Source organism: Variovorax ureilyticus, from assembly GCF_050632185.1.
Taxonomy (GTDB): Bacteria; Pseudomonadota; Gammaproteobacteria; order Burkholderiales; family Burkholderiaceae_C; genus Variovorax; species Variovorax ureilyticus_A.
This window is the reverse complement of sequence record NZ_CP192579.1, coordinates 4,537,097-4,562,452: the sequence shown is the minus strand read 5'-3', so window position 1 is coordinate 4,562,452 and position 25,356 is coordinate 4,537,097. Positions and strand designations below refer to the sequence as shown.

Sequence of the window (25,356 nt, the reverse complement as noted above, 5' to 3'; positions counted from 1 at the left end):
CGCTTCAGCGCCGCCCCGCCACTTCACGGATCAGCGCCCACACGCGCTGCGCGAGCGGCGAGGGCGCGCGGTTGCGGCGATGCACGAGCATGATCGAGCGCCGGATCTTCGGCAGCAGCGGCCGCACGACCAGCGCTGGCAGGCCGCTCGGCGGCATGGCCATCGCAGGCATCACGCTGATGCCGATGCCCTGCTCGACCATCCGGAACGCGGTGGTGGGATGGCCGACTTGCTGGCGTACCTCGCAGCGCGCACCGTGCGCGGCGAGCGCATCGTCGATGAGCCGACGGCTGCCCGAGGCGTAGTCGAGAAGCACCAGCTGCTCGCCGTCGAGCATCGGCCAGCGCACGGAGGCCTTTTCCGCGAGGCGGTGGCCGGGCGCCATCACCAGGCAGAAGGGGTCGTCGAGGATGGCCTCGCAATGCAGGTCGTCCGCGGACGGCGGCTCGACCACCACGCCGAAATCGACCTCGCCGGCGCGCACGCTGTCGAGCACGTCCTGCTGGATGCGGTCGAGCAGCACCAGTTCGATCTCCGGATCGCGCCGCGCGCACTCGGCGATACAGGCGGGCATGAGGTTGGCCGACAAGGTCGGGCTGCTCGCGACCCGCACCTTGCCGCGCCGCGCACCGGCCATGCCGTGCACTTCGGCCAGCGCCTGGTCGAGCTCGTCGAGCACCCGGTCGAGCCGCAGCGCGAGCGACTGGCCCGCCTCGGTCAGCACCACTTCGCGCGTGGTGCGGTCGAGCAGCTTCAGGCCGAGTTGCGATTCGAGCTCGACGATCGCGCGGCTGACCGCCGGTTGCGTGAGCCCGACGCGGTCACCGGCGCGGCTGAAGTTGCGCTCCTCGGCCACGGCCTGGAACACGCGGAGCTGCCGGAGGGTGACGTTCATGCAGTCGAATCATAGATCTATCAGATAAATCCATTTCTCTTTTGAATCCGAAACGCGTCCAATCGCGACCCATGGCCCGTTCACGCTACCTCCCCGACAACTTCACGATCGCCCTGGTGGTCGTCGTCACGCTCGCCAGCCTCTGGCCCGCCAGCGGCGGCGCCGCGCACTTCTTCGAGCGCCTCACCACGGTCGCGATCGGCCTGCTGTTCTTCCTCCACGGCGCCAAGCTCTCGCGCGAGGCGATCCTCGGCGGCATCACGCACTGGCGGCTGCATGTGCTGGTCTTCGCGGCCACCTTCGTGATGTTTCCGCTGCTCGGGCTCGCGCTCCGGCCGGTGCTGACGCCACTCGTCACCCCCGAGCTCTACACCGGCGTGCTCTTCCTCTGCGCACTGCCGGCCACGGTGCAGTCGGCGATCGCCTTCACCTCGATGGCGCGCGGCAACATTCCCGCGGCGGTGTGCAGCGCCTCGGCATCGACGATGCTCGGCGTGTTCGTCACGCCCATCCTCGTGAACCTGATCGTCGTGCAGCACGGTGCGGCCGGCGCGTCCCTCGACGCGGTGGGCCGCATCCTGCTGCAACTGATGGCGCCCTTCGTCGCCGGCCACCTGCTCAGGCCGTGGATCGGCGGCTGGATCAGGAAGCGCGCCCCGATGGTCACGCTGGTGGATCGCGGCTCGATCCTGCTGGTGGTCTACACCGCCTTCAGCGCCGCGGTGATCGAGGGCCTGTGGAAGCAGGTGCCGCTGTCGGCGCTGATCGGCCTGCTCGTGGTCTGCGCGGTGATTCTCGGACTGGCGCTCGCCATCACCGCCTGGGCCGGCCGCGCCCTCGGTTTCGACAAGGCCGACCAGATCACCATCGTGTTCTGCGGCTCGAAGAAGAGCCTCGCGAGCGGCATCCCGATGGCGAAGGTGCTCTTCGCCTCGCACGCGGTCGGCGCGATCGTGCTGCCGCTGATGCTGTTCCACCAGATGCAGCTCATGGTCTGCGCGGTGCTGGCGCAGCGCTATGCGCGCCGGCCTGTGGAGCCGGTCAACGCTCAACCGGCAAAAACGCCCGCCTGAGATCGATCCGGCGCTGAAACCAGAAACCCCGCGGAACCGGCTTTGCCGGGCCACTGGGGTTGCCCCCGGTGAGGGGGTGCAGAGCCACACGAAGTGGGCGAGGCTGGGGAGAGCTCTTACCTCGGAGCGTCGCCCTTGCGGTATTCGGCGGTCAACTCATCCAGCTTCTGCTTCAGTGCCGGATCGAGCTCGTAGTCCGCGGCCGCGATCGTCGCGTCGAGCTGCTCCGGACGGCTCGCGCCGAGCAGCGGCGCGGTGATCAGCGGATTCGCCATCACCCATGCCACCGCGAGCGTCGCGAGCGGCACGCCCGCTTCATCCGCGAGCTGGTGCAATTGCGCGACCGTCGCGAAGGACCGCTCGTTCCAGTAGCGGTCCTGGTACATCGAACCGGCGGTGCCGAGCGTGAAGCGCGTGTTGTCCTCCGGCTTCGCGCCGGCCTTGTACTTGCCCGTGAGCAGCCCGCCGGCCAGCGGGTTGTAGGGGATCACGCCCAGCCCTTCCTCGGCCGCGAGCGGCAGCAGCTCGCGTTCGATCTCGCGGAACAGCAGGCTGTAGCGCGGCTGCACCGACACCAGCCGCGTGAGCTTGTGCAGCTCGGCACGGCCGATGGCACGCGCCAACCGGTACGCAAGTAAGTTCGAGACGCCGATGTAGCGCGCGCGGCCCGAACGCACGATCACGTCGAGCGCCTCGAGGCTCTCGTCGAGCGGCGTCTCGCGGTCGTCGTGATGCAGCTGGTAGAGATCGACATGGTCCGTCTGCAGCCGCCTGAGCGATGCATCGATCGCATCCAGCAGGTGCTTGCGCGAATTGCCCTGGTCCCAGCTGTTGGGCCCGACCTTGTTCGCGGCCTTGGTCGCGATGATGAACTCGCTGCGCCGGCTGTTGCCCTTCGCGCGCAACCAGCGGCCGATGATTTCCTCGGTGCGTCCGGCGGTCTCCCACGTCCCGCCGAGCGGGTACACGTCCGCCGTGTCGAGGAAGTTGATGCCGGCGTCGGTCGCGCGGTCGAGGATCTGGTGCGACACGGCTTCGTCGGTCTGCAGGCCGAAGGTCATCGTGCCGAGTGCAAGCCGGGACATGGTGAGGCCGGTGCGGCCGAGGCGGGTGGTGGGGATGCTCATGGGAAGACTCTCCGTTCGCTGGGCAGGGGGCGATCATAGACAGCGGCCCGTTTTCGTGCCGGACACGCGCCCCTCGTCGGCAGCGGTTCAATCCGCTGCCTGCGCGGCCAGCTCGGCGAAACGCATGGACGGCTCCGAGGTCAGCGCACGCGCCACAGCCTGCGCTTCGGAAGACGTCAGCGCCACCAGCATTTCGACCGCGGCCACGCTGGTCGCGAGCGGCACGCCATCGCGAAACACCACGCGCGAACCCGGCACGCGCGCGACCTTCGGTCCGGGCACGACAGAGCCGAGCAGGTTCGCGGGATCGGTGGCCGCCAGGCAGATCAGATGGCCGTCCATCGGCCGGCGCCGCACTTCGCGCATCAGGCCGATGGCCTCCGGCAGCGCGAACTGCTCGCCGGCCACGCCGGCGATGAAGCGGCCGCCGCGGATTTCGCCGCGTGCCTCGAGCCGGCGATACGCACGAACGAGATCACGCCACGGCGGAAGCCAGGTCGCCTCCCGCTCCAGCACACGCCAGCACACGACGCCGTAGCGGCGCAACAGGATGCGTGCGACCTGCTCGACCGCGTCGCTCGCGATGCCGTCCGCCGCAGATGCGCGCTGGCGCACCAGCGACCAGCGGCCGGCGTCCTCGATGCCGAAGAGCGAGGTGCGGCGGCGGCGTCGGCCGTGCGTCGAGGCGCGCTTGGACGGCGGGATCAGCAGGGCGCGCAAGCCGGCGAAGCTGTCGCAGTGCGCGCGGCCGCGCACGACCAACTCGCTGAGCGCGTCCTCGAGCTCGGTGCCAAGCAGCCGCGTGCCGTGGAGCATCTCGTCGAAGAAGGATGCACCGTGCTCCTTCAGGAAAGCCGCGACGCGCTGCGCACGCGAGCCGAGCGCCGCATCGTCCACCTGCGCGGGCGCGAGGCCGGTCCACAGCGATGCGCTGCGGCGCGGCAGGAGCAGCACCGGCGTGGAACGCAGCGACGCTCCGCCGCCTCCGGGCCGCCCGTCGTGCGCGGGTGGACGCAGGCGTGTCCACAGCGTGCGGCCCGCCGTGCACAGGTCGTCGAGCCAGGCCGGCGTGTAGTCCTTCACCCGTGCGGGCAGCAGCTCGGGCTCCCAGCTCGCGGCAGGGGCTTCGTAGCCTTCGAGTTGCGCCAGGATGCCGGCGAGCGCATCGGGGCCGCTGACCCGGCTCTCCGATGCGACGTGCTGCCACTCGAAAAGAAAGCGCGCGAAGTCGCGCGGCTCGACCGGCTCGATCTCGCGCCGCAGACGCTTGAGCGTGTAGCGGTGGATGCGGGCCAGCAGATGCCGCTCGCACCACTCGATCGCTTCGGTGCCCGGCGTGAAGCGGCCTTGCAGCACGTAGCCCTCGCTCTGCAGTGCGGAGAGGGCCGAATCGATACGCCTCTGGGGAAGCTGGAGCTGCGCCGCGAGTGCGGACGCAGTCATCGGCCCCAGGCCGGTCAAGCGCGAGCGCAGCAGTTCGCGCAACGCATCGTCCGCGCCGCCGTCCACCTGCGCGTACTCGGCCGGTGTATCGATGCGAGGCTGCATCGAAGCCTCCGGGTACAGCATCGCGATCTGCGCGAGGCGCTCAGCCACCACCCAGAGGCCGTCGCCGGCGGGCATCGACAGGCGGGTCGTGCGCCCCGCTTGCGCAAGCGCGCCGAGCCACGCCGGCCAGTCCGCGTTCGCCGATGCTTCCGCGTCGGTGATGACGCCGAGCCCATTCAGCGCCTCGTGCATCTCGTCGACGCCGCGCACGCGCGGCCATGCCTCTTCGCGCACGCTGTCGATCGCTTCCTGATCGAGGCGCCCGAGGTCGTCGGCGCCTTCCGGGTCGACATAGCGGCGGCTCTGCACCGCCTGCGTGCGGCGCTCTTCGAGCGGCGCATCGTCGAGAAAGGCATAGGGCCGCGCATTGAGCGCTTCGGCCGCGAGCGGCGAGGGCGCGGGCAGGTCGCGCGCCACGATCTGCACTTCGCCCGATTCCAGGCGACGCAGCAGCCGCAGCCAGCCTTCGGCATCCATCGCGTCGTAGAGGCAGTCCTGCAGCGTCTGCGCGACCAGCGGGTGGTCGGGGATCTCGCGCGCGCCGGTGAGGTTCTCAGCGCACGCGACCTGATCGGGGAACACCGAGGCGAGCAGGTCCTCCGATCGCATGCGCTGCAACTGCGGCGCGACCTTGCGCCCGCCCACGAAACGCGGCAACGCCAGCGAGGTGGTCGCGTTCCAGCGCCAGCGCACATTGAAGAGCGGCGCATCGAGCAGCGCCTGGATCAGCACGTCGAGCGCGGTGGCGGAATGCAGGTAGCGCCCGACCTCCTCGAGCGGAAAACTGTGGCTCGTCGAGAGCGAGAGCACGATCGCGTCCTCGGTCGCCGCGGCCTGCAGCTCGAAGTTGAATTGGCGGCAGAAGCGCTTGCGCAGCGCCAGCCCCCATGCACGGTTGAGCCGGCTGCCGTAGGGCGAATGGATGACCAGCTGCATGCCGCCGGATTCGTCGAAGAAGCGCTCCATCACGATGCGCTCCTGCGTGGGCAATGCGCCGAGCACATGCGCCGCACGCGCGAGGTGGTCCGCGATCTGCCGCGCGGCGGCCGCATCCATGCCGAGCGTGCGGACCAGCCAGTCCAGCGTGGCATCCATGCCCTTCGCGTGCAGCATGTCCGCCACTTCGCCGCGCAGGCGCGACACGCCGAAGGACACCTCGTCGGTCCGGCCCGGCGCCTCGCCGAGCCAGAAGGGGATGTTCGGCGGCGCCCCGAGCGCGTCCTCCACCCGCACGCGCCCCGGCTCGATGCGCAGGATGCGATAGCTCGCGTTGCCGAGCTGGAAGATGTCGCCCGCGAGGCTCTCGACCGCAAAGTCTTCGTTGACCGTGCCGATTTTCTGCGCCTGCGGCTCCAGCACCACGGTGTAGTCGCCGGTCTCGGGGATGGTGCCGCCGGAGGTCAGCGCGGTGAGGCGCGCGCCGCGCCGCTCGCGCAGGCGGTGGTGCACCGCATCGCGATGCACGTAGCTCGCGCGTTGTCCCTGCCGGGTGGCGAAGCCGTCGGCCAGCATGCGCACCACGCTGGCGTAGCTGTCGCGCGTGAGCTGGGCGTAGGGCCACGCGCGCCGCACCAGGGCGAAGAGTTCGTCCTCGTTCCATTCGCGGCCCGCGGTCTCCGCGACGATCTGCTGCGCGAGCACATCGAGCGGCGCCGGCTGCACATGCAGCGCATCGAGCTCGCCGCGCCGCACGCAGTCGAGCAGCGCCGCGCACTCCACGAGTTCATCGCACGACTGCGCAAAGAGCCGCGCCTTCGGCACGCCGCCCACCGCGTGGCCCGATCGTCCGGCGCGCTGCAGGAAGGTCGCGATCGAGCGCGGCGAGCCGAGCTGGCACACCAGATCGACATCGCCGATGTCGAGACCCAGTTCCAGCGAGGCGGTCGCGACCAGCACCTTGAGATCGCCGCGCTTGAGCCGCTGCTCCGCATCGAGCCGCGCCTCCTTCGCGAGGCTTCCGTGGTGCGCGGCCACCACCTCCTTGCCGAGAATCTCGCCCAGATGCCGCGCCGCGCGTTCGGCCATGCGGCGCGTGTTGACGAACACCAGCGTGGTCCGGTGCTCGCGCACCAGCGCGGCGACGCGCGCGTAGACCTGCTCCCACTGTTCGGTCGACATCACGGCCGCGAGCGGCGTCGGCGGCAGTTCGAGCGCGAGGTCGCGCTCTTTGGCATAGCCGATGTCGACGATCTCGCAGTCGGCGACGCCGTCTTCCACCGCATCCGCACCGACGAGGAAGCGTGCGATCTCGTCGATCGGCTTCTGCGTCGCCGACACGCCGATGCGCGTCAGCGGCCCCGTGCAGTTGGCCTGCAGCCGTTCGAGCGAGAGCGCGAGGTGACTGCCGCGCTTGCTCGCGACCACGGCGTGGATCTCGTCGACGATCACGGTGCGCACCGTCGACAGCATCTTGCGGCCCGATGCCGAGCCGAGCAGCACGTAGATCGACTCCGGCGTGCTCACGAGGATGTGCGGCGGCTGGCGCAGGGCCTGCTGTCGCTCCTTGCTCGGCGTGTCGCCGGTGCGCACCGCGGTGCGGATCTCGACGTCGGGCAGATGCAGCTTCGCGAGTTCGCGGCGGATGCCCGCGAGCGGTGCCTTGAGGTTGAGGCCGATGTCGTTCGAGAGCGCCTTCAGGGGCGACACGTAGAGCACCGTCGTCTCGTCGGCGAGGCCCTCGGGCGCGAGGCCTTGCCGCACGAGGCCATCCAGCGCGGCGAGGAACGCGGTCAGCGTCTTGCCGGAACCGGTCGGCGCGGCGACCAGCGTGTGGCGCCCGGCAGCGATCGCCGGCCGGGCGGCGGCCTGGGCCTCTGTCGGGCCCGCGAAGGTCGCGCTGAACCAGTTGGCGACGGCGGGGTGGAAGTCGTGGCGCACGAAACGATGAGATCAGGCCCGCGACACCGATGTCAAGGCACCCGGGCCCGTCGATACATCTCGCTACGCCCGACATCCCGTCACCCCGCGGCGACGCGGCCGGCGACGTTTGACGTCCGTGCGCGAACGGCGTAGGGTTGCCGCCCGCCCCTCCCCGCCTACAGGGCGGGCACAACGCAGGAGACAACAGATGACCGATCTGTCCGCGCATCCGACGCAGATCGCCAGCGCCTGGCTGGCCGATTTCAACACCGCGCTCGAACGGCAGGACATCGACGCTGCCGTGGCGCTGTTCGATGCCGACAGTTACTGGCGCGACCTCGTCGCCTTCACCTGGAACATCCGCACGCAGGAAGGCCCGGAAGCGATACGCGCGATGCTGAATGCGCGCCTTGCCGATACCAAGCCATCGGGATTTGCGGTCGAAGGCGACGCGACCGAGGCCGGTGGCATCGTCGAGGCGTGGTTCACCTTCGAGACCGCCGTCGCGCGCGGACGCGGGCATCTGCGGCTTCGGGGCGGCAAGGCGTGGACGCTGCTCACCACGATGACGGAGCTCAAGGGCTTCGAGGAGAAGAAGGGCGAGCGCCGCATCAAGGGCGCCGAGCACGGTGTCGATACGCATCGCAGGACCTGGCTCGAAAAGCGCGACGATGAATCCAGGACACTCGGCTTCACCGAGCAGCCCTACGTCGTGATCGTCGGCGGCGGGCAGGGCGGCATCGCGCTCGGCGCGCGGCTGCGGCGGCTCGGGGTGCCGACCCTCATCGTCGAGAAGAACGCGCGGCCCGGGGACTCCTGGCGAAAGCGCTACAAGAGCCTGTGTCTGCACGACCCGGTGTGGTACGACCATCTGCCGTACTTGCCGTTTCCGGACGACTGGCCGGTGTTCTCGCCCAAGGACAAGATCGGCGACTGGCTGGAGATGTACACGAAGGTGATGGAGCTCAACTACTGGGGCTCGACCACCGCGAAGAAGGCGCGCTTCGACGAGGCGAAGAAGGAATGGGTGGTCACGGTCGAGCGCGAGGGCAGGGAGATCACGCTGCGGCCCAAGCAGCTCGTGTTCGCGCTCGGTGTCTCGGGCTATCCGAACGTGCCGAAGATCCCCGGCGCGGAAACCTTCGAAGGCGAACAGCACCATTCCAGCGCGCACCCCGGCCCCGAGGCCCGGCGTGGCAAGAAATGCGTGGTTCTCGGCTCGAACAACTCGGCGCACGACATCTGCGCTGCGCTGTGGGAGAACGGCGCGGACGTCACGATGATCCAGCGCAGCTCGACGCACATCGCGCCTTCGGATTCGCTGATGGAGCTCGCGCTCGGCGGCCTCTATTCCGAAGCGGCGGTGAAAGCCGGCGTGACCACCGACAAGGCCGACCTGATCTTCGCCTCGATCCCCTACAAGATCATGGCGCCGCTGCAGGTGCCGGTGTACGACGAGATGAAGAAGCGCGACGCCGACCTCTATTCGCGCCTCGAGAAGGCCGGCTTCCTGCTGGATTTCGGCGTGGACGGCTCGGGCCTCTTCATGAAGTACCTGCGGCGCGGCTCGGGCTACTACATCGACGTGGGTGCATCGGAGCTGGTGGCCAACGGGAGCATCAAGCTCAGAAGCGGTGTGACGATCGAGCGGATCAATCCGCGCTCGGTCACGCTGAGCGACGGCACCGAGCTGCCGGCGGACCTGATCGTCTACGCCACCGGCTACGGTTCGATGAACGGCTGGCTCGCCGACCTCATCTCGCCCCAAGTGGCCGACAAGGTGGGCAAGGTCTGGGGACTGGGCTCGGACACGCCCAAGGACCCGGGTCCGTGGGAAGGCGAGCTGCGCAACATGTGGAAGCCGACGCAGGTGCCGCAGCTCTGGTTCCACGGCGGCAACCTGCACCAGTCGCGTCACTACTCGCAGTTCCTGGCGCTGCAGCTCAAGGCGCGCATGGAGGGCATTCCGACGCCGGTGTACGAGCTGGCGCCGAGCTATCACACGCGTTAAATCAGACCAGCGGTCCGCGTTCGCTGATGAGTTGCATCGCCTCCTCGTCGATGCGCTCCTGATCGAACGCGAGAAAGCGCATCCAGTAGCCGGCGATATCGATGTTGTCGCCGTTCACCAGAATTTGCATCTCGATACGCCGGCCGTTCACGAAAGTGCCGTTGCGGCTGCCCAGGTCGCGGATCGTCACCACCGGCCCATCGGTTGCCAGCGCAGCGTGAAAACGGCTCACACGTTGCGAAGCCAGCACCACATGGTTGTGCTCGGCGCGGCCGACGGTCATTTCGGGTTCGGTGACGGGAACCTGCGTGGTCTGGCCCTTGGGAGTCATCAGTATCAGCAATGCCATCGGGATGCGTTCCTCTTCGCTTCCCCACACTAGCGGCAGAGCCGTTGCACAACAACGGCGCAGTGTTACAAGCCGTGCGCCCTCAGGTGACGGTTGCCAGCGCCGCCGGCCAGCGAAGCTCGTGGCCGGTGCGCGCGGCGAACCCAGCCATGTCTTCCGGCGTATCGATGTCGACGCGGTAGCGGCCGTTGTCGGTGTCGAACCACCGGACGCGCTCCGGATGCGCGTCGCGCCAGCGCCGGCACGCTGCGTTCGCCGCGCCGGCCAGCCATTCGTCGCGCAGTGCGGCCTCGAAGATCACCGGGTTGCCGGGTTCGCCCGCGACGCGCGGCACCACCATCGAGGCGTCGCCGCGCTTCTTGAAAGCGCCGATGAGGGCGGTGATGTCCTGCGCGTTGATCATCGGCTGGTCCGCCAGCGCGACGATCACCGCATCGAGCCTGGGCGACAGCGCCTCAAGGCCGGTGCGCACCGACGAAGCCTGTCCGTCGTCGGGCGAAGGGTTGCGCACCAGCGTGACCGGAAAGTCACGCACCGCGGCCTCGATCGCATCGGCGTGATGCCCGAGCACCACCACCACCTCGTCGACACCCGCGCCCGAGAGCGCGATCAGCTGCCGCCGGATGAGCGGCACGCCGCCGAGCTCGAGCAACGACTTCGGCCGTCCTCCGAGCCGGCTGCCCGCGCCGGCCGCGAGCAGCACCGCGCCGATCACCATGCGCGCGTAGAGGCCGCCGCCGCCCTTGAGGATGCAGCCCATGTCAGTGTCCGCAGCAGGATGACTTGATGACCGCCGGCAGCGGCGGCAACTCGGCCGGGGCACTGCAGCACCTGGCTGCAGCGGGCTTCGCCTCGCCCCCGTGGCGGTGCGACACCACCGCCGCGAGCACCGACAGCGCGATCTCCTCGGGCGTGGTCGCGGGCATCGGATAGCCGGCTGGCGCCACGATCGCATCGACCGCTTCGGCCTTCTCGCCACCTGCGACGAGCGAGGCCTTCAGCACCTGCGCCTTGCGCGCGCTCGCGACGAAGGAAACCTGCCGCGCTTCCAGCGCCAGCGCAAGACGCAGCGCCTGCACGTCGCGCCGCCCCTGTGTTGCGACCACCACCCATGCACCGGGCGCGACCTGCGGCGCGACGACGGCCGGGTCGTCGGTCGCGAAGACCTGACGCGCATCCGGGTATGCGCCGGCATCGGCATCGTGCGCGACGAGCGTCACCGCGAAGCCCACGCGCGGCGCGAGCTGGGCGAGGCTCGCAGCGACGGGCGACGCGCCGATCACGACGAGCCGCGCCAGCGGCAGGACCGGATCGACGAACAGCTCGAGCGTGCCACCGGAGTGGCAGGCCATGCCGAACTCGAGCACGTCGCCCAGGTCCTTCTCTTCCCCTTCGGCGGTGGGTGTGATGCGGATGATCCGCGCATGCCCGTCGGCCAGCACCTGCCGCACCGTGCGCACCACGGCCGGCTGCGCGCAGCCGCCGCCGATCCAGCCGTGGAAATCACCGTCGGCGGTGACCACGGCCTTGTCGCCCGGATGCGCCGAGGCGGGCGCGAGCGCCTTGATCACGCTGACCAGCGCGTAGGGCGTGCCGGCCTGCTGCAGCCGGTGCGCGGCATCGAGGACGGTATCGACGTTGCTCATGGTGACTCCTTGCGGCGGGAAACGGGTTGGATCATGTTCTGTGGCCGGTCGTTCATGCTCATCGCAGGTGCCCCGCGAGTTCCGCAAGGTCGCGCAGGCTGTTCAGGCGCTCGAAGCCTTCGACGAGATCGCCCTTCGCGATCACGTGCGCGATCGCCTGCGAAGCCGGCGGTTGGTCCGATGGATGGAACCAGCGGATGAGCGCGCCGCGCCGGCGCACCTGCGCGAGCTCTTCGGCGAGGCGATGCGGTTCGTCGGCGTCGAATCCATCGGACAGCACCCAGACGCGCGCCTTGCGAGTGAGCTGCGCCCGCACGTGCACGCGATGAAAGTCCGCCACACTGGTCGCGATGCGGGTGCCGCCACCGAATCCCGCGGTGACCGCGTTGATCTTCTCCTGCACTGCAGCAGAGTCGCTGCGCAGCAACGGCGTCACCTCGGCCAGCCGGGTGTGGAAGACAAACACGCGCGCGTTCATCGCCGACACGAACGCGCGCGCGATGCGCAGGAAGAGCTGGGCGTGGGTCTCCATCGAGCGGCTCACGTCGACGAGGATGAAGAGCCGTGGCCACTCGCGCCGCGGCGCACGCCACACCGGGTGCAGCGGCAGGCCGCCGGTGCGCAGGCTCGCGCGCAGGGTGCGGCGAACATCGAGGCGGCGGCCCTGCGGGCTGGTTCGCAGGCGGCGCGTGAGCCGCCTGTGCAGGCGCTGCGCGATGCGCTCCGCGAGGCGTTCGAGCTCGGCGAGGTCCTGCGGCAACCATTGCGAAAGCGACCGGTCGTGCAGCGCGTCGACACGGCTCGCGCCGCCTTGCGCACGTTCACGGGCTTCCTCCTGCGGCTCGACGGGCGCATGCAGGGCGCTGTCGGCGGTCGATGGATGCGCCGATGGCGAACGGGCGTCGAGTTGCTCGTGCAGGCTCTTCACCACCTGCGGCAAGTGGCGGCTCGGGCGCGTGGCGCCGCTCAGCCGGGTCTTGCCCTTCACACGGTCCGGATGCCAGTAGGCGTCGAAGAGCTCCGGCCAGCGCCGCCAGTCGCGCAGGTCGTGGCAGGCGATGGAACGCCACGCCGCATCGAGCCGCGCCGCGCGCTCGACCGGTACGCGCAACGCGGCGGCCACCATGGCCTGCTGCTCCGCGATGCCGACCTTCAGCCCATGGTCGCGCAGCAGGGCCGCGAAGCCGGCGATGCTGTCCAGCGGGCGAGCGAGGGTGTTCATGTGGGTTGCGGGGCTTTCTCGGCAACGCCGACCGCGCGTCGACCCTCGATGAGCTGCCGCACTCGCTCTTCGCCAAGCTGGAAGCGGTCCTCGCGCGTCTTGAGCAGGCAGGCCAGCGTGCCCGCGAGCGCATGCGGATCGTCGGGCAGCGCCTTGAAGTCGAGGCGGTGCAGCGCGCGCACCCAGTCCAGCGTCTCGGCGATGCCGGGCATCTTTTCGAGGTCCTCGCGCCTGAGGCGCTGCACGAAGGCCACCGCCTGCTCGACCAGCGCGCTCTCGGCCTGCGGCAAGGTGGCGCGAACGATCGCGATCTCGCGCGCGAGCGTCGGGTAGTCGAGGTAGTGATACAGGCAGCGCCGCCGCAGCGCGTCGGAAAGCTCGCGCGTGCCGTTGCTGGTGAGCACCGCCTGCGGCACGTGCTTCGCGCGCAGGGTGCCGAGCTCGGGCACGGTGATCTGGTAGTCGGCCAGCACTTCGAGCAGGAAGGCCTCGAACGCCTCGTCGGCGCGGTCGATCTCGTCGATGAGCAGCACGCACGGCGCATCGCTCGAGATGGCCTGCAGCAGCGGGCGTTCGAGCAGGTAGTCGCGCGCGAAGAGGTCGGCTTCCTTCATGCCCTGCGGCTGGGTCTCGTGCAGGCGGATCGCGAGCAGCTGACGGCCGTAGTTCCACTCGTAGGCGGCCTGCGACAGGTCCAGCCCTTCATGGCACTGCAGGCGCACCAGCGCGCGGCCCTGCGCGTGCGCGAGCGCGGCGGCGAGCGAGGTCTTGCCGACGCCGGCATCGCCTTCGACCAGCAGCGGCCGCTGCAATTCGCCGGCCAGCCACAGCGTGGTGGCGAGCGCCTCGTCGGCGATGTAGCCGGCGCGGTGCAGCGATTCGCGCAGCTCGGCTTCGGTCATGGGATCAGGTTCGCTTTCCGCCCAGCCCCGCGAACCAGCCTTTGATGAGGGCCCACAGCATCGCGAGTGCGTTGAGTTCTCGCTGCTGGGGCGGCGCGACAGGTTCGTTGGAGGCGGTCGGCGCTGATGCACCGGCTGGTGCAGCCTCGTCGCTCGCAGGACCCGGCAGCGCCGATGCAGCAGCACGGAAGTTGTCGACGAACTGCGCGAGCAGCATGTCGGAGACCGGCACCAGCAGGCGGCTGCCGAACTGCGCGAACTTGCCGCTGACCGTGACCACCGCCTGACCGGCCAGCACCGAGATGGCCGGCGTTTCGCCGGGCTCGATGGTCGCGCCCAGTTCCATCGATGCGGACGAGCCGCTTCGGTCGGCGCCCTTGCCGAGCATGCGCAGCTTCTTCGCCGCGTCGTCGAGTTCAAGCACCTGGATGTCGCCCGCGAAAGCCGCGTTGGCCGGGCCCACCTTGACCTTCACGTTGCCCTTGTAGTGCGTCTCGTCGACCTGTTCGGTGATCGCCGCACCGGGCATGCAGCCGGCCACGGCCTTCACGTCGCGCAGCACCTGCCACGCGCGGGCCGCGTCCACATCGAGCGGGTAGCGTTTGTCGAGCTTGACTTCCATCGGGGCCTTCTCAGAGTGCGACGCCGGACTTGCGCAGTTGCTGCCAGACGCGGTACGCGGTGTGCGGCATCACCATGTGGTTCACGCCCAGATGCGCAAAGGCATCCACCACCGCCGAGGTGAAGGTCGGGATCGAACCGACATGCGGCGACTCGGCCACGCCCTTGGCGCCCAGCGGGTGATGCGGCGAAGGCGTCACGGTGTGGTCCGTCTCCCACTTCGGGGTTTCGACCGCGGTCGGCAGGAAGTAGTCCATCAGCGTGTTGCCGAGCAGGTTGCCCTGCGCGTCGAAAGGCATCTGCTGGCCCATCGCGACCGCGAAGCCTTCGGTCAGACCGCCGTGGATCTGCCCTTCGATGATCATCGGGTTGATGCGCGTGCCGCAGTCGTCGAGCGCGTAGAAGCGCCGCACCTTGGTCTCGCCGGTGCCGCGATCGATGTCGACCACGCAGAGGTAGATGCCGAAAGGGAAGGTGAAGTTGGGCGGGTCGTAGTAGTGCACCGCTTCGAGCCCCGGCTCCAGCCCGGGCGGCGCCTCGGTGATAGGCGGCCCAGCAGATGTCCTTCATGGTCTTGAACTTCGCGTCGTCGCCCTTGACCTTGAAGCGATCGATCTCCCAGTCCAGATCGGCTTCGCCGACTTCGAGCAGGTGCGCGGCGATCTTGCGCGCCTTGGCGTGGATCTTCCGTGCGGCCAGAGCGATGGCGGCACCGGCCACCGGCGTCGAACGCGAGCCGTAGGTGCCGAGCCCGTAGGGTGCGGTGGAGGTGTCGCCTTCCTCGACCTGGATCACCTCGGAAGGCAGCCCCAATTCGGTCGCGATGATCTGCGCGTAGGTGGTCTGGTGGCCCTGGCCCTGCGTGATGGTGCCCATGCGCGCGATCGCACTGCCGGTGGGGTGCACGCGGATCTCGCAGCTGTCGAACATGCCGACACCGAGGATGTCGCACATCTTGCTCGGCCCTGCGCCGACCACTTCGGTGAACGAGACGAGGCCGATGCCCATCAGCGTGGGACAGTTGGGGTCCGCGCGCTTGGCGGCCTGCTCGGCGCGCAGGCCTTTGTAGTCGCAGGCGTCGAGCACCTTCTGAAGCGCCGTCTGGTAGTCACCGGAGTCGTACTCGAAACCGAAAGGCGAGGTGTACGGGAACTGCTCCTTGCGGATGAAGTTCTTCGCGCGGATCTCGGCTTTGTCGATGGAGAGCTTCTGCGCGAGGATGTCCACCATGCGCTCGATGAGATACACCGCCTCGGTCACGCGGAACGAGCACCGGTAGGCCACGCCGCCCGGCGCCTTGTTCGTGTAAACGCCCTTCACGCTGCACCATGCAGCCGGGATGTCGTAGGAGCCCGAGCAGATGTGGAAGAGGCCCGCCGGGTACTTGGTCGGGTCGGCGCAGGCGTCGAAGGCGCCGTGGTCGGCGACGACGTTGACGCGCAGGCCGGTGATGCGGCCGTCCTTCGTGGCGGCGAGTTCGCCGTCCATGTGATAGTCCCTCGCGAAGGCGGTGCTGGAGATGTTCTCGATCCGGTCCTCGATCCACTTCACCGGCTTGCCCAGGACGATGCTCGCGACGATCGCGCAGACGTAGCCCGGATACACGCCCACCTTGTTGCCGAAGCCGCCGCCGATGTCCGGCGAGACGATGCGGATCTTCGATTCCGGCAGGCCCGAGAGCAGCGACACCACCGTGCGCACCACATGCGGCGCCTGCGAGGTCATGTAGGTGGTGAGCTCGCCGCGGATCGGGTCGAAGCTCGCGACGCAGCCGCAGGTTTCCAGCGGGCAGGGATGCACGCGCGGATAGAAGATGCGCTCGGCCACCGTGACCTCGGCCCCTGCGAATGCCGTGTCGGCCGCGGCCTTGTCGCCGGCCTCCCAGGTGAAGATGTGGTTGGGATGCTCGCGCTTGCCGTGCGCGCCTTCGGTCTTGCCCGCGAGGTCCTCGCGCAGCACGGGCGCGTTGGGTTCGAGCGCGGCGAAGGGATCGATCACCACCGGCAGCTCTTCATACTCGACCTGCACCGCCTCCACGCCGTCCGCGGCCGCGTAGCGGTCCTCTGCGATGACGACCGCGACTTCCTGCATCTGGAAGTGCACCTTCTCGTCCGCGAGCACCGCCTGCACGTCGCCGGCCAGCGTCGGCATCCAGTGCAGCTTGAGCGGCTTGAGGTCATCGGCGGTCAGCACCGCGATCACGCCGGGCACCTTCAGCGCCTCGCTCTTGTCGATCTTCTTCACGCGCGCGTGAGCAAGCGGCGAGCGCACGATGTCCATGTGCAGCATGCCGGGCAGCTTGATGTCGTCGACATAGTTGCCCTTGCCCTGGATGAAGCGGGCGTCTTCCTTGCGAAGGCGGCTGTCGCCGAGGCCTTGCAGCGCAGCGCTGCGTTCGAGGAGTTGGGGATCGATCGGCGCGTTCATGCAGCCACCTTTTCGGTCTGTTGCAGCTTGGCGGCTGCGTACATGACCGCCTTGACGATGTTCTGGTAGCCGGTGCAGCGGCAGAGATTGCCGCTCATCCCGGCGCGCACTTCCTCTTCAGTCGGGTTGGGGTTCTCCTGCAAGAAGCGGTAGGCCCGCATCAGCATGCCCGGCGTGCAGAAGCCGCATTGCAGGCCGTGCTGCGTATAGAAGCCCTCCTGCACCGCATGCAGCACCGCGCCTTGTGCGAGCCCTTCGACGGTGAGCACCTCGGCGCCTTCGCACTGCACCGCGAGATGCGTGCAGCTCTTGACCGACTGACCGTCGACATCGACGGTGCAAGCGCCACAGTGCGAGGTCTCGCAGCCGATGTGCGCGCCGGTGAGCTGGCATTCCTCGCGCAGGAAGTGCACCAGCAGCATGCGCGGCTCGACGGCTTTCTCGATGCGCCTGCCGTTGACCGTCATGTGGACGAGTTGCTTGGCCATGGTGGGGTCTCCGTCGTTCTGTGGGATCTATTGGCAGCGCGAGGCGGCCTTGGCGATCGCGCGCCGGACCATCTGGCCGGCCATCGCGATCTTGTAGTCGCGGTCGCCGCGCAGGTCCTCGACCGGATCGCAAATCGCCATCGCCTTGGCGGCGGCATCGGAAATCGAGGCATCGCCGAGCGGCTTGCCGATCAGCGCGGCTTCGGCGTCCGCGGCGCGCAGCGCCGTCGGCGCCAGGTTGGTGAGCGCGATGCGCGCGTGGCTCACGTTGCCGCCGTCCATGCGCAGCACCACGGCGGCCGCCGCCGTGGCCCAGTCGCCGGTCTTGCGCTTGAGCTTCTCGTAGGCGTAGCCGGTCTTCGGCGCGAAGGCGGGCATGCGGATCTCGACCAGGATCTCGTCCTCGGCCATGTCCGTCATGTAGGTGCCCTGGAAGAAGCCTTCGGCCCGGACCTCGCGCCGGCCTTTCGGTCCTTCGAGCACGAATACGGCATCGAGCGCGATCGCGAGCGCCGGATGGTCGTTGGCCGGATCGCCGTGCGCGATGTCGCCACCGATCGTGCCGCGGTTGCGCACCTGCGGGTCGGCGATCTGCGACGCCGCTTCGGGCAGCAGCGGGACTTTCTGCCACAGCAGCGGGGAACGGATGAGTTCGTTCTCGACCGTCATCGCGCCGATCACCACCGCTGCGCCGTCCTCGCGGATACCGCGCAGCGAATCGATGCGATTGAGGTCGATGAGATGCGCCGGCTGCGCGAAGCGCAGCTTCATCATCGGCAACAGGCTGTGTCCGCCGGCCAGCAGCTTGGCGTCGCCGCCGAGCGTGCCGAGGAGCTGGATTGCGTCGCCCACCGTGCGGGGCGCGTGGTAGTCGAATCCGGAGGGAATCATCGTGCCTGTCTCCTGTCGTTCTGGCGCGCAGCGCGTGCCCGTGCGTGCGGACCGGCAGCTAACTTAGTTCCGGCGCTCGTGAGACAGCGAGTTGCCGCACGAAGCTCGGCCGTGCGTGCACGAAATGCGCGCTCGTTGCGTGAAATGCATCGGGCGCGGGCGGCTTTTGCCGGATCGTGCCGGCTCAGCCCCGCAAGGCCTCGACCTCGGCGATGCCGAGCTGTTCGAGCAGCCGCGGCACGCTGGTGCGCGCGACCGGCAGCGGCGTCGCCTCTCCGCGCAGCTTGAGGCTGACCTTGCCGTCGTCGCGCAGGATCTGCTCGGCGTAGTCGAGGTTGGCAAGGTAGCTGCGATGGATACGCAGGAACGAATCGCCGTCGAGCCGCTCGGCCAGGTCGCTGATGTTGAGGTTGCAGAAGCTCGCCCCCTGCGCGGTACTGACCCAGGTGTAGTGGCCCTCGGCGCGTATGTAAGTCACCGCCTCGATGTCGACCAGCACGATACGGTTCTGCGACACGGTCGGGATCTTCTGCAGCTGCCGCTTGGCCTGCGGCTTCTGCACGGCCGGCTCCTCGCCCGCGACCAGCTCGGTGATGTCGTAGAAGATCAGCGTGTAGCTCGCGGTGTCGCCGCGCAGGTCCGAGAGCTTGGCGACCTTGATGAGCAGCACCCGCTCGGGGATGTTGATGATCATCGTCATGGGGGGCGGGTTGCTCACCGGGCACTCGGCCTGATCGAGCAGGAACTTGACCTTCGGCTGCGAGCGCTCGGGGTGGAAGGACAGCACCATCTTCTCGAACGGCGCCTTGTCTTCCACCGGCAGCACGCGGCGGGCGAAGCTGTTCATCGCGACGACGCGCAAGTCGCGGTCGAGCTGGACCACGCCGACATCCGAGCGCTCGAGCAAGTACAGGGGGCTGCGACTTTGCATGCGTGTCTCCGTGGTCCTGGCCTGGCTGGCCGGTGGGTCTGATTGAAGCACTGTTGATGCAGATTGCGCAGGGGGTGAGCCCGCAGCCCTGGGCTAGCATCGGCAGGTGGACCTGACCGAACTCCTCGATGCCGCCTCGGCCCGCGAGCTGACGCAACGGCTCGGCGATCGCCTGCTCGACGCGGGCCTCACCGGCTTTCGCGCGCCGCCGCCGGAACCCGCCACCTGCTGCGGCCGGGGCTGCAATGGATGCGTCTGGGAGAGCTACTTCACGGCAGTCGGCTGGTGGCGCGACGACGCGCTCGAGTTGCTCGCGCGCGTGCGCGCAGCCTAGAGGCCCTTTTCCACCATGTCCAGCAGCCGCTGCCCGAGCGCGTCGACCTGCTCGCGCGGCAGGGCGCGCAGGGGGCCGTCGATGACGAGCATCGCCAGGCCGTGCACTGCGGACCAGGCCAGGTACTCAGCGCCCGGACGGCGCTCGGCCGGCATCGCGCCGGCTTCGACGAGGCGGTCGAGCGCGGCGCCAAGGAGCTGGAAGGGATTGAGCCCGCTGTCGCCGCTCTTCGCCTTGTCGGGTTGCGCTTCGACATCCACCTGGGTCGCGAATGCCGTGCGGAAGAGGCCGGTTTCGGATTGTGCGAACCGCAGGTAGCCGGTGCCCACCGCCCGCACGGTCGCGCGTGCGAAAGTGGCCGGATCGGGCATCGGTCGCAGGGTGGCGAGTTCGGCCTCCATCGCGCGCGCGACCGCCTTGAGCGCCGCAGCCCTCACGGCCTGGAGGAGGGCCTGCCGACTCTCGAAATGGCGATAGGCCGCATTGGGCACGACCCCCGCGCGGCGTGTGGCCTCGCGCAGCACGACCGCCTCGGGACCGCCGGCACGCGCCAGTTCGACGCCAGCCGCGAGCAGCGCGCGTCGGAGATCGCCGTGGCGATAGGTGCTGCGCGCACGCGGTGCGGAAGTGGCCGGGACGGTCATGCGGTCTTTCATGTGGACAGCGTCCATTGTCTTTGCTATCGTTTTGTGGACGTTGTACACAAATGCAACGGATTCCCCAAGTCCCCCGTCACTCTCGAAAGGAGATCCCATGCAAGTCCAGCCCTATCTGATGTTCGATGGCCGCTGCGAAGAGGCGCTCGAGTTCTACAAGAAGGCGGTCGGCGCGCAGGTCACGGTGCTGATGCGCTTCAAGGAAAACCCGGAGCCGCCGCGGGCCGACTGCGCCCCGATCGACGGCAACAAGGTCATGCACTCGGCCTTCACGATCGGCGAATCGACCGTGATGGCGTCCGATGGAATGACCGCGACAGGCAAGCCGGTGTTTCAGGGCATTTCGCTGTCGCTGCAGGCGAAGGACGAGGCCGACGCCAAGCGCCTCTTCGATGGCCTCGGCAATGGCGGCCAGGTGCAGATGCCGCTCGGGAAGACCTTCTTCTCGCCGGCCTTCGGCATGGTCGCGGACCGCTTCGGGGTGTCGTGGATGGTGGTGGTGATGCAGGAAGCGGCCTGATCGTCGAGCGCCTCCGAGGCGACAGGTGCCGGGAGTCGCCTGACCGTACATTCGGCGATTCCATCCCCAAGAACCCAAGGAGCAACCGCCCATGATTCATGTCGTCGCCGTCATTACCGCCAAGCCTGGTCAACGCGACAAGATCCTCGAGGCCTACCGCGCCAACCGGCCGGCCGTGCTGGCCGAGGAAGGCTGCATCGAATACACCGCCACGGTCGACGCCGCCGGCATGCCCGCCTCGCGCGGCACCTTCGGCCCCGACACCTTCGTGGTGGTCGAGAAGTGGGCCTCGCTCGCTGCGCTGCAGGCCCACGCCGCCGCGCCGCACATGGCCGCCTACGGCGCGAAAACCAAGGAGTGGACCGAAAGCCGCCTCATCCACGTCCTCGAACCAGCCTGACCCACAGCTCCCCAAGAAAAAGCGCGCCGAAGGGCGCGCTTTTCGTTCGCAGGCTCCCGCGGAACCGGCTCAGCCGGGCCGCAGGGTGCGCCCCCTCGAGGGGGTGCAGAGCCACACGAAGTAGGCGAGGCTGGGGGTTACTTCGAAATGACCCGGACCATCTCCAGGCACTTGTTCGAGTAGCCCCACTCGTTGTCATACCAGCTCACGAGCTTGACGAAGGTGCCGTCGAGCGCAATGCCGGCTTCGGCGTCGAAGATCGAGGTGCGCGGGTCGCCGCGGAAGTCGGTGGCGACCACCTTGTCCTCGGTGTAGCCCAGCACGCCCTTGAGCGCGCCTTCGCTCTGCGCCTTCATCTCCGCGCAGATTTCCTTGTAGGTGGCGGCGTTTTCGAGTTCAACCGTGAGGTCGACCACCGACACGTCGGAGGTCGGCACGCGGAAGCTCATGCCGGTGAGCTTCTTGTTGAGCTCGGGGATCACCACGCCCACGGCCTTGGCGGCGCCGGTGCTCGACGGGATGATGTTCTCGAGGATGCCGCGGCCGCCGCGCCAGTCCTTGTTGCTCGGGCCGTCGACGGTCTTCTGCGTCGCGGTGGCGGCGTGCACGGTGGTCATCAGGCCGCGCTTGATGCCCCACTTGTCGTTGAGCACCTTGGCGATCGGCGCAAGGCAGTTCGTGGTGCAGCTCGCGTTGCTGATGATGGCTTCGCCGGCGTACTTCTTGTCGTTCACGCCGTAGACGAACATGGGGGTGTCGTCCTTGCTGGGGGCCGACAGCAGCACCTTCTTGGCGCCGGCGTCGATGTGCTTCTGCGCGGTTTCCTTGGTGAGGAAGAGGCCGGTGGATTCAAGCACGATGTCCGCGCCGACTTCGTTCCACTTGAGCTGCGCGGGGTCGCGCTCCTGCGTCAGGCGGATCTTCTTGCCGTTGACGATCAACGTGTTGCCTTCGACGTTGATCTCGCCCTGGAAGCGGCCGTGCACCGAGTCGTACTGGAGCATGTAGGCGAGGTATTCGGGTTCGAGCAGGTCGTTGATCGCGACGATCTCGATGTCGTTCTTGAAGTTCTGCACCGCAGCGCGAAGCACGTTGCGACCGATGCGACCGAAGCCGTTGATACCGAGTTTGATAGCCATGTCATTTGCTCCTGGATGATTGAAAACCGAAAGAGGCGGCCGAGATCAGCGCTTGAGCGCCGCTTCGACCGTGGCAGCGACGTTCTCTGCCGTGAACCCGAAGTGCTTGAACAGCACGCCGGCGGGTGCCGATTCACCGTAGGTGTCGATGCCGACGACGGCGGCGACGCCGTACTTCCACCAGCCGTCCGTCGCGCCCATTTCCACCGCAACGCGCAGCACGCCTTGCGGCAGCACGCTCTTCTTGTACTCGACGCTCTGGCGGTCGAAGGTGGTGGTCGATGGCATCGAGACCACGCGCACCGGGATCTTCTTCGCGGCCAGCAGCTCCTGCGCCTTGAGCGCCAGCTGCACTTCGGAGCCGGTCGCGATGATGACGGCCTTCGCCTTCTTGCCGCCCTGCGGTTCGGCCAGCACGTAGGCGCCCTTGTTGATGTCGCTCAGGTCGCTCTTCGGCGAATAGGGCAGGTTCTGGCGCGACAGCAGCAGCGCCGTCGGGCGGCTGGCGTTCTGCAGCGCAACGGCCCAGGCCACCGCGGTCTCGGCGGTGTCGGCGGGGCGCCAGACGTCGAGGTTCGGGATCAGGCGCAGCGAGGCGGCATGCTCGATCGACTGGTGCGTCGGGCCGTCTTCGCCGAGGCCGATGGAGTCGTGCGTGAAGACGTGGATCACGCGCTGCTTCATCAGCGCCGCCATGCGGATCGCGTTGCGGCTGTAGTCGCTGAAGGTCAGGAAGGTGCCGCCGTAGGGGATGTAGCCGCCGTGCAGCGCCACGCCGTTCATGATCGCGGCCATGCCGAATTCGCGCACGCCGTAATTGATGTGGCGGCCGGGCAGCCCGTCGGGAAATTGCTCGTTGCCTTCGCTGCGCACCACCGCGCCCTTGTCGTCGAAGCGCAGGCTCGGCGTGCTCTTGGTGTTGGTGAGGTTGGAGCCGGTCAGGTCGGCACTGCCGCCGAGCAGCTCGGGCAATGCGGCGGTGAAGGCTTCGAGCGCGAGTTGCGAAGCCTTGCGCGACGCGACCGTCTCGGCCTTGGTGTGCGCGGCGACGATCGTGTCCAGGGCCGTCTGGTGGAAATTCTTCGGCAGTTCGCCCTTCATGCGGCGGGTGAACTCTTCCGCGAGGTCCGGAAAGGCCTGCGCGTAGGCGGCGAACCTCTCGTTCCAGGCGGCTTCGGCCTTGACGCCGGAGGCCTTGGCATCCCACTCCTGGTAGACGGCTTCCGGCAGCTCGAAGGGCGCATGCGTCCACTGCAGCGCGCTGCGGGTGAGGCCGATCTCGTCGGCGCCGAGCGGCTCGCCGTGCGCCTTGGCCGTGTTGGCGCGGTTCGGGCTGCCCTTGCCGATCTGCGTCTTGCAGATGATCAGGGTGGGCTTGTCGCCGTGCTTCTTGGCCTTTTCGATGGCCTTCGAGACGTCCTTGACGTCATGGCCGTCGATCGGTCCGATCACCTGCCAGCCGTAGGCCTTGAAGCGCTCTTCGGTGTTGTCGATGAACCAGGGCTTGACCGGGCCGTCGATGGAAATGCCGTTGTCGTCGTACAGCGCGATCAGCTTGCCGAGCTTCCATGCGCCCGCAAGCGCCGCCGCTTCGTGGCTGATGCCTTCCATCAGGCAGCCATCGCCGAGGAAGACGTAGGTGTGATGGTCGACGATGTCGTGGCCCTTGCGGTTGAACTCCGAAGCCAGCAGCTTCTCGGCGAGGGCGAAGCCGACGGCATTGGTGATGCCCTGGCCGAGCGGGCCGGTCGTGGTCTCGACGCCGGGCGTCACGCCGGTTTCGGGGTGGCCGGCGGTCCTGCTGTGGAGCTGGCGGAAGTGCTTCAGCTCGTCGACGGACAGGTCGTAACCGGTGAGATGCAGCACCGCGTAGATGAGCATCGAGGCATGTCCGTTCGAGAGCACGAAGCGGTCGCGATCGAACCAGTGCGGATTGGCCGGGTTGTGCTTGAGATGTTCGCCCCAGAGCGCAACGGCCATGTCGGCCATTCCCATGGGTGCGCCCGGATGCCCCGAGTTTGCGAGTTGTACGGCATCCATTGCCAACGCGCGGATCGCGTTGGCCATCAAGGCTTGGTTGGCCATCTGTGGCTTCCTGGGAGCAAGTTAGGGGGAACCCGGCATTTTAGCGGGCGAGGTCGCGGCCCCTCCCGGCCGCCCGCGGATGGGCTGCTAGAGTGCCAGCCATGCATGGACTGCACCTCACCGCCGATCTCCACGATTGCCGTTGCGCCGCGCGCTGGCTGGTCGACGCGCAGGCACTCGGCGCGGCGTGCGTCGATGCGGCGGAATCGGCCGGGCTCCAGGTGGTGGGCACGCTCTTTCACGCGTTCCCGGCCACGTCGCAGGGACCCGGCGGCGTGACGGCCACGGTGCTGCTCGCGGAATCGCATCTGTGCGTCCATACGTGGCCTGAACAAAGCGGCGTGACGCTCGATGTCTACGTCTGCAACTTCGGTGGGGACCATTCTTCGAAGGCGAGGGCGGTGATGGATTCGCTGGAGGCGCTCTTCATGCCGCGGCACGCCGAGCGGCATGCATTGCAGCGCGGCTCGATCAAGGCCGAAGCGGCATGAACACCTCGACAACCGTGAAGGCGATGATCCTGGCCGCCGGGCGCGGCGAGCGCATGCGCCCCCTGACCGACGCCACGCCCAAGCCGCTGCTCGAAGTCGCGGGCAAGCCCCTGATGCAATGGCCCGTCGAGGCCCTGGCCGCGGGCGGCTTCACCGACTTGGTGGTGAACACCGCGTGGCTCGGCGAGCAGATCCCGGCGCGCTTCGGGGAACGGTTCGACGAATCCACCATCGCCTACTCGCAGGAAGGCAGGGACTTCGGCGGCGCGCTCGAAACGGCCGGCGGCATCGTTCGCGCGCTGCCGATGCTGGGCGATGTCTTCTGGGTCGCTGCCGGTGACGTGTACGCGCCGGATTTCCGGTTCACACGCGAAGCCGTGGAGCGCTTCGTGGCGAGCGGACGCCTCGCGCTGCTGTGGCTGGTGCCGAATCCGGCGCACCACCCGACAGGCGACTTCGGCATCGCCGAGGACGGTCGCGCGCTGAGCGAAGCGGCGCAGAAGTACACCTTTTCGACGATCGCGCTGTACCGCGCCGCGCTTTTCGCGCCCCCGCATTGCGATATCGAAGCCGGCAACCCGCGCGGGATCAAGGCGGCTTTGGCGCCGTTGCTGCGCGATGCGATGCGATCGGGCCTGGTCGGCGCGGAGCTCTACACCGGACGCTGGGCCGATGTCGGCACGCCCGATCGGCTGGCCGAACTGAACAGATGAAAAAACGGCCCGCTCGACGCGGGCCGTA

Annotated in this window: 23 protein-coding genes and 1 pseudogene; 7 read left to right on the top strand and 17 right to left on the bottom strand. The window is 68.4% G+C overall.

What is annotated here, in order from left to right:
• Positions 1 to 4: 4 nt before the first annotated feature.
• Positions 5 to 895 carry a LysR family transcriptional regulator gene (locus ACQ858_RS22605; protein WP_431274743.1) on the bottom strand — a complete coding sequence of 297 codons (891 nt, stop codon included), beginning with the start codon at positions 893 to 895 and terminating at the stop codon, positions 5 to 7.
• A 71-nt stretch (positions 896 to 966) separates the two neighbouring features.
• Here ACQ858_RS22605 and ACQ858_RS22600 point away from each other — a divergent pair, with 71 nt between their 5' ends.
• Positions 967 to 1,968, top strand: a complete 1,002-nt coding sequence (locus tag ACQ858_RS22600; protein WP_431274742.1) for a bile acid:sodium symporter family protein — start codon at positions 967 to 969, stop codon at positions 1,966 to 1,968.
• A gap of 116 nt (positions 1,969 to 2,084) precedes the next feature.
• On the opposite strand, the gene ACQ858_RS22595 is transcribed toward ACQ858_RS22600, so the two are convergent.
• Positions 2,085 to 3,095, bottom strand: a complete 1,011-nt coding sequence (locus ACQ858_RS22595; RefSeq protein WP_431274741.1) for an aldo/keto reductase — start codon at positions 3,093 to 3,095, stop codon at positions 2,085 to 2,087.
• 87 nt (positions 3,096 to 3,182) lie between these two features.
• Positions 3,183 to 7,520, bottom strand: coding sequence for a DEAD/DEAH box helicase (locus ACQ858_RS22590; RefSeq protein WP_431274740.1), 4,338 nt, complete (start codon positions 7,518 to 7,520; stop codon positions 3,183 to 3,185).
• A gap of 190 nt (positions 7,521 to 7,710) precedes the next feature.
• Here ACQ858_RS22590 and ACQ858_RS22585 point away from each other — a divergent pair, with 190 nt between their 5' ends.
• Complete coding sequence (locus tag ACQ858_RS22585; protein ID WP_431274739.1) at positions 7,711 to 9,513, top strand: NAD(P)/FAD-dependent oxidoreductase; 1,803 nt, start codon at positions 7,711 to 7,713, stop codon at positions 9,511 to 9,513.
• 1 nt (position 9,514) lies between these two features.
• Here ACQ858_RS22585 and ACQ858_RS22580 read toward each other — a convergent pair whose 3' ends face one another.
• The 11 genes and pseudogenes from ACQ858_RS22580 to ACQ858_RS22530 all read right to left on the bottom strand — a co-directional run bounded on the left by ACQ858_RS22580 (position 9,515) and on the right by ACQ858_RS22530 (position 18,990).
• Entirely contained in the window at positions 9,515 to 9,862 is a 348-nt protein-coding gene (locus ACQ858_RS22580) for an FHA domain-containing protein (protein WP_431274738.1), read from the bottom strand.
• A gap of 82 nt (positions 9,863 to 9,944) precedes the next feature.
• Complete coding sequence (locus ACQ858_RS22575; protein WP_431274737.1) at positions 9,945 to 10,622, bottom strand: nucleotidyltransferase family protein; 678 nt, start codon at positions 10,620 to 10,622, stop codon at positions 9,945 to 9,947.
• Position 10,623: 1 nt separating this feature from the next.
• Positions 10,624 to 11,508 carry an XdhC family protein gene (locus ACQ858_RS22570; RefSeq protein WP_431274736.1) on the bottom strand — a complete coding sequence of 295 codons (885 nt, stop codon included), beginning with the start codon at positions 11,506 to 11,508 and terminating at the stop codon, positions 10,624 to 10,626.
• A gap of 58 nt (positions 11,509 to 11,566) precedes the next feature.
• On the bottom strand, positions 11,567 to 12,730 hold the full coding sequence (locus ACQ858_RS22565; RefSeq protein ID WP_431274735.1) for a VWA domain-containing protein: 1,164 nt from the start codon (positions 12,728 to 12,730) through the stop codon (positions 11,567 to 11,569).
• Positions 12,727 to 13,632: an AAA family ATPase gene (locus ACQ858_RS22560; protein WP_431274734.1), complete on the bottom strand. Its 906-nt coding sequence runs from the start codon at positions 13,630 to 13,632 to the stop codon at positions 12,727 to 12,729. Before ACQ858_RS22560 ends, ACQ858_RS22565 begins: the two co-directional genes overlap by 4 nt.
• Before the next feature lie 4 nt (positions 13,633 to 13,636).
• A complete protein-coding gene (locus ACQ858_RS22555) occupies positions 13,637 to 14,254 on the bottom strand; it encodes a CoxG family protein (RefSeq protein WP_431274733.1) in 618 nt (205 codons plus the stop codon).
• A 10-nt stretch (positions 14,255 to 14,264) separates the two neighbouring features.
• Positions 14,265 to 14,756: a molybdopterin cofactor-binding domain-containing protein gene (locus ACQ858_RS22550; RefSeq protein ID WP_431276927.1), complete on the bottom strand. Its 492-nt coding sequence runs from the start codon at positions 14,754 to 14,756 to the stop codon at positions 14,265 to 14,267.
• A 22-nt stretch (positions 14,757 to 14,778) separates the two neighbouring features.
• A pseudogene (locus ACQ858_RS22545) lies at positions 14,779 to 16,542 on the bottom strand (aerobic carbon-monoxide dehydrogenase large subunit); the annotation flags it as partial.
• 134 nt (positions 16,543 to 16,676) lie between these two features.
• The gene (locus ACQ858_RS22540; protein ID WP_431274732.1) at positions 16,677 to 17,168 is read right to left on the bottom strand and encodes a (2Fe-2S)-binding protein; all 492 of its coding nucleotides are present in this window, start codon (positions 17,166 to 17,168) and stop codon (positions 16,677 to 16,679) included.
• A gap of 27 nt (positions 17,169 to 17,195) precedes the next feature.
• Positions 17,196 to 18,059, bottom strand: a complete 864-nt coding sequence (locus ACQ858_RS22535) for an FAD binding domain-containing protein (protein ID WP_431274731.1) — start codon at positions 18,057 to 18,059, stop codon at positions 17,196 to 17,198.
• Positions 18,060 to 18,243: 184 nt separating this feature from the next.
• Positions 18,244 to 18,990, bottom strand: a complete 747-nt coding sequence (locus ACQ858_RS22530; RefSeq protein WP_431274730.1) for a LytTR family transcriptional regulator DNA-binding domain-containing protein — start codon at positions 18,988 to 18,990, stop codon at positions 18,244 to 18,246.
• Between the two features lie 106 nt (positions 18,991 to 19,096).
• Here ACQ858_RS22530 and ACQ858_RS22525 point away from each other — a divergent pair, with 106 nt between their 5' ends.
• On the top strand, positions 19,097 to 19,324 hold the full coding sequence (locus ACQ858_RS22525) for an oxidoreductase-like domain-containing protein (RefSeq protein ID WP_431274729.1): 228 nt from the start codon (positions 19,097 to 19,099) through the stop codon (positions 19,322 to 19,324).
• Here ACQ858_RS22525 and ACQ858_RS22520 read toward each other — a convergent pair.
• The gene (locus tag ACQ858_RS22520; RefSeq protein ID WP_431274728.1) at positions 19,321 to 19,968 is read right to left on the bottom strand and encodes a TetR/AcrR family transcriptional regulator; all 648 of its coding nucleotides are present in this window, start codon (positions 19,966 to 19,968) and stop codon (positions 19,321 to 19,323) included. The genes ACQ858_RS22525 and ACQ858_RS22520 overlap by 4 nt on opposite strands.
• Positions 19,969 to 20,077: 109 nt before the next feature.
• On the opposite strand from ACQ858_RS22520, the gene ACQ858_RS22515 reads away from it, so the two are divergent.
• Both ACQ858_RS22515 and ACQ858_RS22510 read left to right on the top strand, forming a co-directional pair.
• Positions 20,078 to 20,500: a VOC family protein gene (locus ACQ858_RS22515; RefSeq protein WP_431274727.1), complete on the top strand. Its 423-nt coding sequence runs from the start codon at positions 20,078 to 20,080 to the stop codon at positions 20,498 to 20,500.
• A 91-nt stretch (positions 20,501 to 20,591) separates the two neighbouring features.
• Positions 20,592 to 20,900: a putative quinol monooxygenase gene (locus ACQ858_RS22510; RefSeq protein WP_431274726.1), complete on the top strand. Its 309-nt coding sequence runs from the start codon at positions 20,592 to 20,594 to the stop codon at positions 20,898 to 20,900.
• Positions 20,901 to 21,037: 137 nt separating this feature from the next.
• Here the strand turns inward: ACQ858_RS22510 and gap are convergent, their stop codons facing one another.
• Positions 21,038 to 22,039: a type I glyceraldehyde-3-phosphate dehydrogenase gene (gap, locus tag ACQ858_RS22505; protein ID WP_431274725.1), complete on the bottom strand. Its 1,002-nt coding sequence runs from the start codon at positions 22,037 to 22,039 to the stop codon at positions 21,038 to 21,040.
• A gap of 45 nt (positions 22,040 to 22,084) precedes the next feature.
• On the bottom strand, positions 22,085 to 24,124 hold the full coding sequence (gene tkt / locus ACQ858_RS22500) for a transketolase (RefSeq protein WP_431274724.1): 2,040 nt from the start codon (positions 24,122 to 24,124) through the stop codon (positions 22,085 to 22,087).
• Between the two features lie 101 nt (positions 24,125 to 24,225).
• Between tkt and speD the strand changes: the two genes are divergently transcribed.
• Together speD and ACQ858_RS22490 are read left to right on the top strand one after the other, a co-directional pair.
• Positions 24,226 to 24,615, top strand: a complete 390-nt coding sequence (gene speD / locus ACQ858_RS22495) for an adenosylmethionine decarboxylase (protein WP_431274723.1) — start codon at positions 24,226 to 24,228, stop codon at positions 24,613 to 24,615.
• 23 nt (positions 24,616 to 24,638) lie between these two features.
• A complete protein-coding gene (locus tag ACQ858_RS22490; RefSeq protein WP_431276926.1) occupies positions 24,639 to 25,328 on the top strand; it encodes a nucleotidyltransferase family protein in 690 nt (229 codons plus the stop codon).
• The last annotated feature ends 28 nt before the right edge of the window (positions 25,329 to 25,356 follow it).

What these genes read in the sequence shown, in the direction of transcription:
- ACQ858_RS22605 (WP_431274743.1), bottom strand. Translation starts at nt 895, where the DNA reads ATGAACGTCACCCTCCGGCAGCTCCGCGTGTTCCAGGCCGTGGCCGAG.
- ACQ858_RS22600 (WP_431274742.1), top strand. Translation starts at nt 967, where the DNA reads ATGGCCCGTTCACGCTACCTCCCCGACAACTTCACGATCGCCCTGGTG.
- ACQ858_RS22595 (WP_431274741.1), bottom strand. Translation starts at nt 3,095, where the DNA reads ATGAGCATCCCCACCACCCGCCTCGGCCGCACCGGCCTCACCATGTCC.
- ACQ858_RS22585 (WP_431274739.1), top strand. Translation starts at nt 7,711, where the DNA reads ATGACCGATCTGTCCGCGCATCCGACGCAGATCGCCAGCGCCTGGCTG.
- ACQ858_RS22580 (WP_431274738.1), bottom strand. Translation starts at nt 9,862, where the DNA reads ATGGCATTGCTGATACTGATGACTCCCAAGGGCCAGACCACGCAGGTT.
- ACQ858_RS22575 (WP_431274737.1), bottom strand. Translation starts at nt 10,622, where the DNA reads ATGGGCTGCATCCTCAAGGGCGGCGGCGGCCTCTACGCGCGCATGGTG.
- ACQ858_RS22570 (WP_431274736.1), bottom strand. Translation starts at nt 11,508, where the DNA reads ATGAGCAACGTCGATACCGTCCTCGATGCCGCGCACCGGCTGCAGCAG.
- ACQ858_RS22565 (WP_431274735.1), bottom strand. Translation starts at nt 12,730, where the DNA reads ATGAACACCCTCGCTCGCCCGCTGGACAGCATCGCCGGCTTCGCGGCC.
- ACQ858_RS22560 (WP_431274734.1), bottom strand. Translation starts at nt 13,632, where the DNA reads ATGACCGAAGCCGAGCTGCGCGAATCGCTGCACCGCGCCGGCTACATC.
- ACQ858_RS22555 (WP_431274733.1), bottom strand. Translation starts at nt 14,254, where the DNA reads ATGGAAGTCAAGCTCGACAAACGCTACCCGCTCGATGTGGACGCGGCC.
- ACQ858_RS22540 (WP_431274732.1), bottom strand. Translation starts at nt 17,168, where the DNA reads ATGGCCAAGCAACTCGTCCACATGACGGTCAACGGCAGGCGCATCGAG.
- ACQ858_RS22535 (WP_431274731.1), bottom strand. Translation starts at nt 18,059, where the DNA reads ATGATTCCCTCCGGATTCGACTACCACGCGCCCCGCACGGTGGGCGAC.
- ACQ858_RS22530 (WP_431274730.1), bottom strand. Translation starts at nt 18,990, where the DNA reads ATGCAAAGTCGCAGCCCCCTGTACTTGCTCGAGCGCTCGGATGTCGGC.
- ACQ858_RS22520 (WP_431274728.1), bottom strand. Translation starts at nt 19,968, where the DNA reads ATGACCGTCCCGGCCACTTCCGCACCGCGTGCGCGCAGCACCTATCGC.
- ACQ858_RS22515 (WP_431274727.1), top strand. Translation starts at nt 20,078, where the DNA reads ATGCAAGTCCAGCCCTATCTGATGTTCGATGGCCGCTGCGAAGAGGCG.
- ACQ858_RS22510 (WP_431274726.1), top strand. Translation starts at nt 20,592, where the DNA reads ATGATTCATGTCGTCGCCGTCATTACCGCCAAGCCTGGTCAACGCGAC.
- gap (WP_431274725.1), bottom strand. Translation starts at nt 22,039, where the DNA reads ATGGCTATCAAACTCGGTATCAACGGCTTCGGTCGCATCGGTCGCAAC.
- tkt (WP_431274724.1), bottom strand. Translation starts at nt 24,124, where the DNA reads ATGGCCAACCAAGCCTTGATGGCCAACGCGATCCGCGCGTTGGCAATG.
- speD (WP_431274723.1), top strand. Translation starts at nt 24,226, where the DNA reads ATGCATGGACTGCACCTCACCGCCGATCTCCACGATTGCCGTTGCGCC.
- ACQ858_RS22490 (WP_431276926.1), top strand. Translation starts at nt 24,639, where the DNA reads ATGATCCTGGCCGCCGGGCGCGGCGAGCGCATGCGCCCCCTGACCGAC.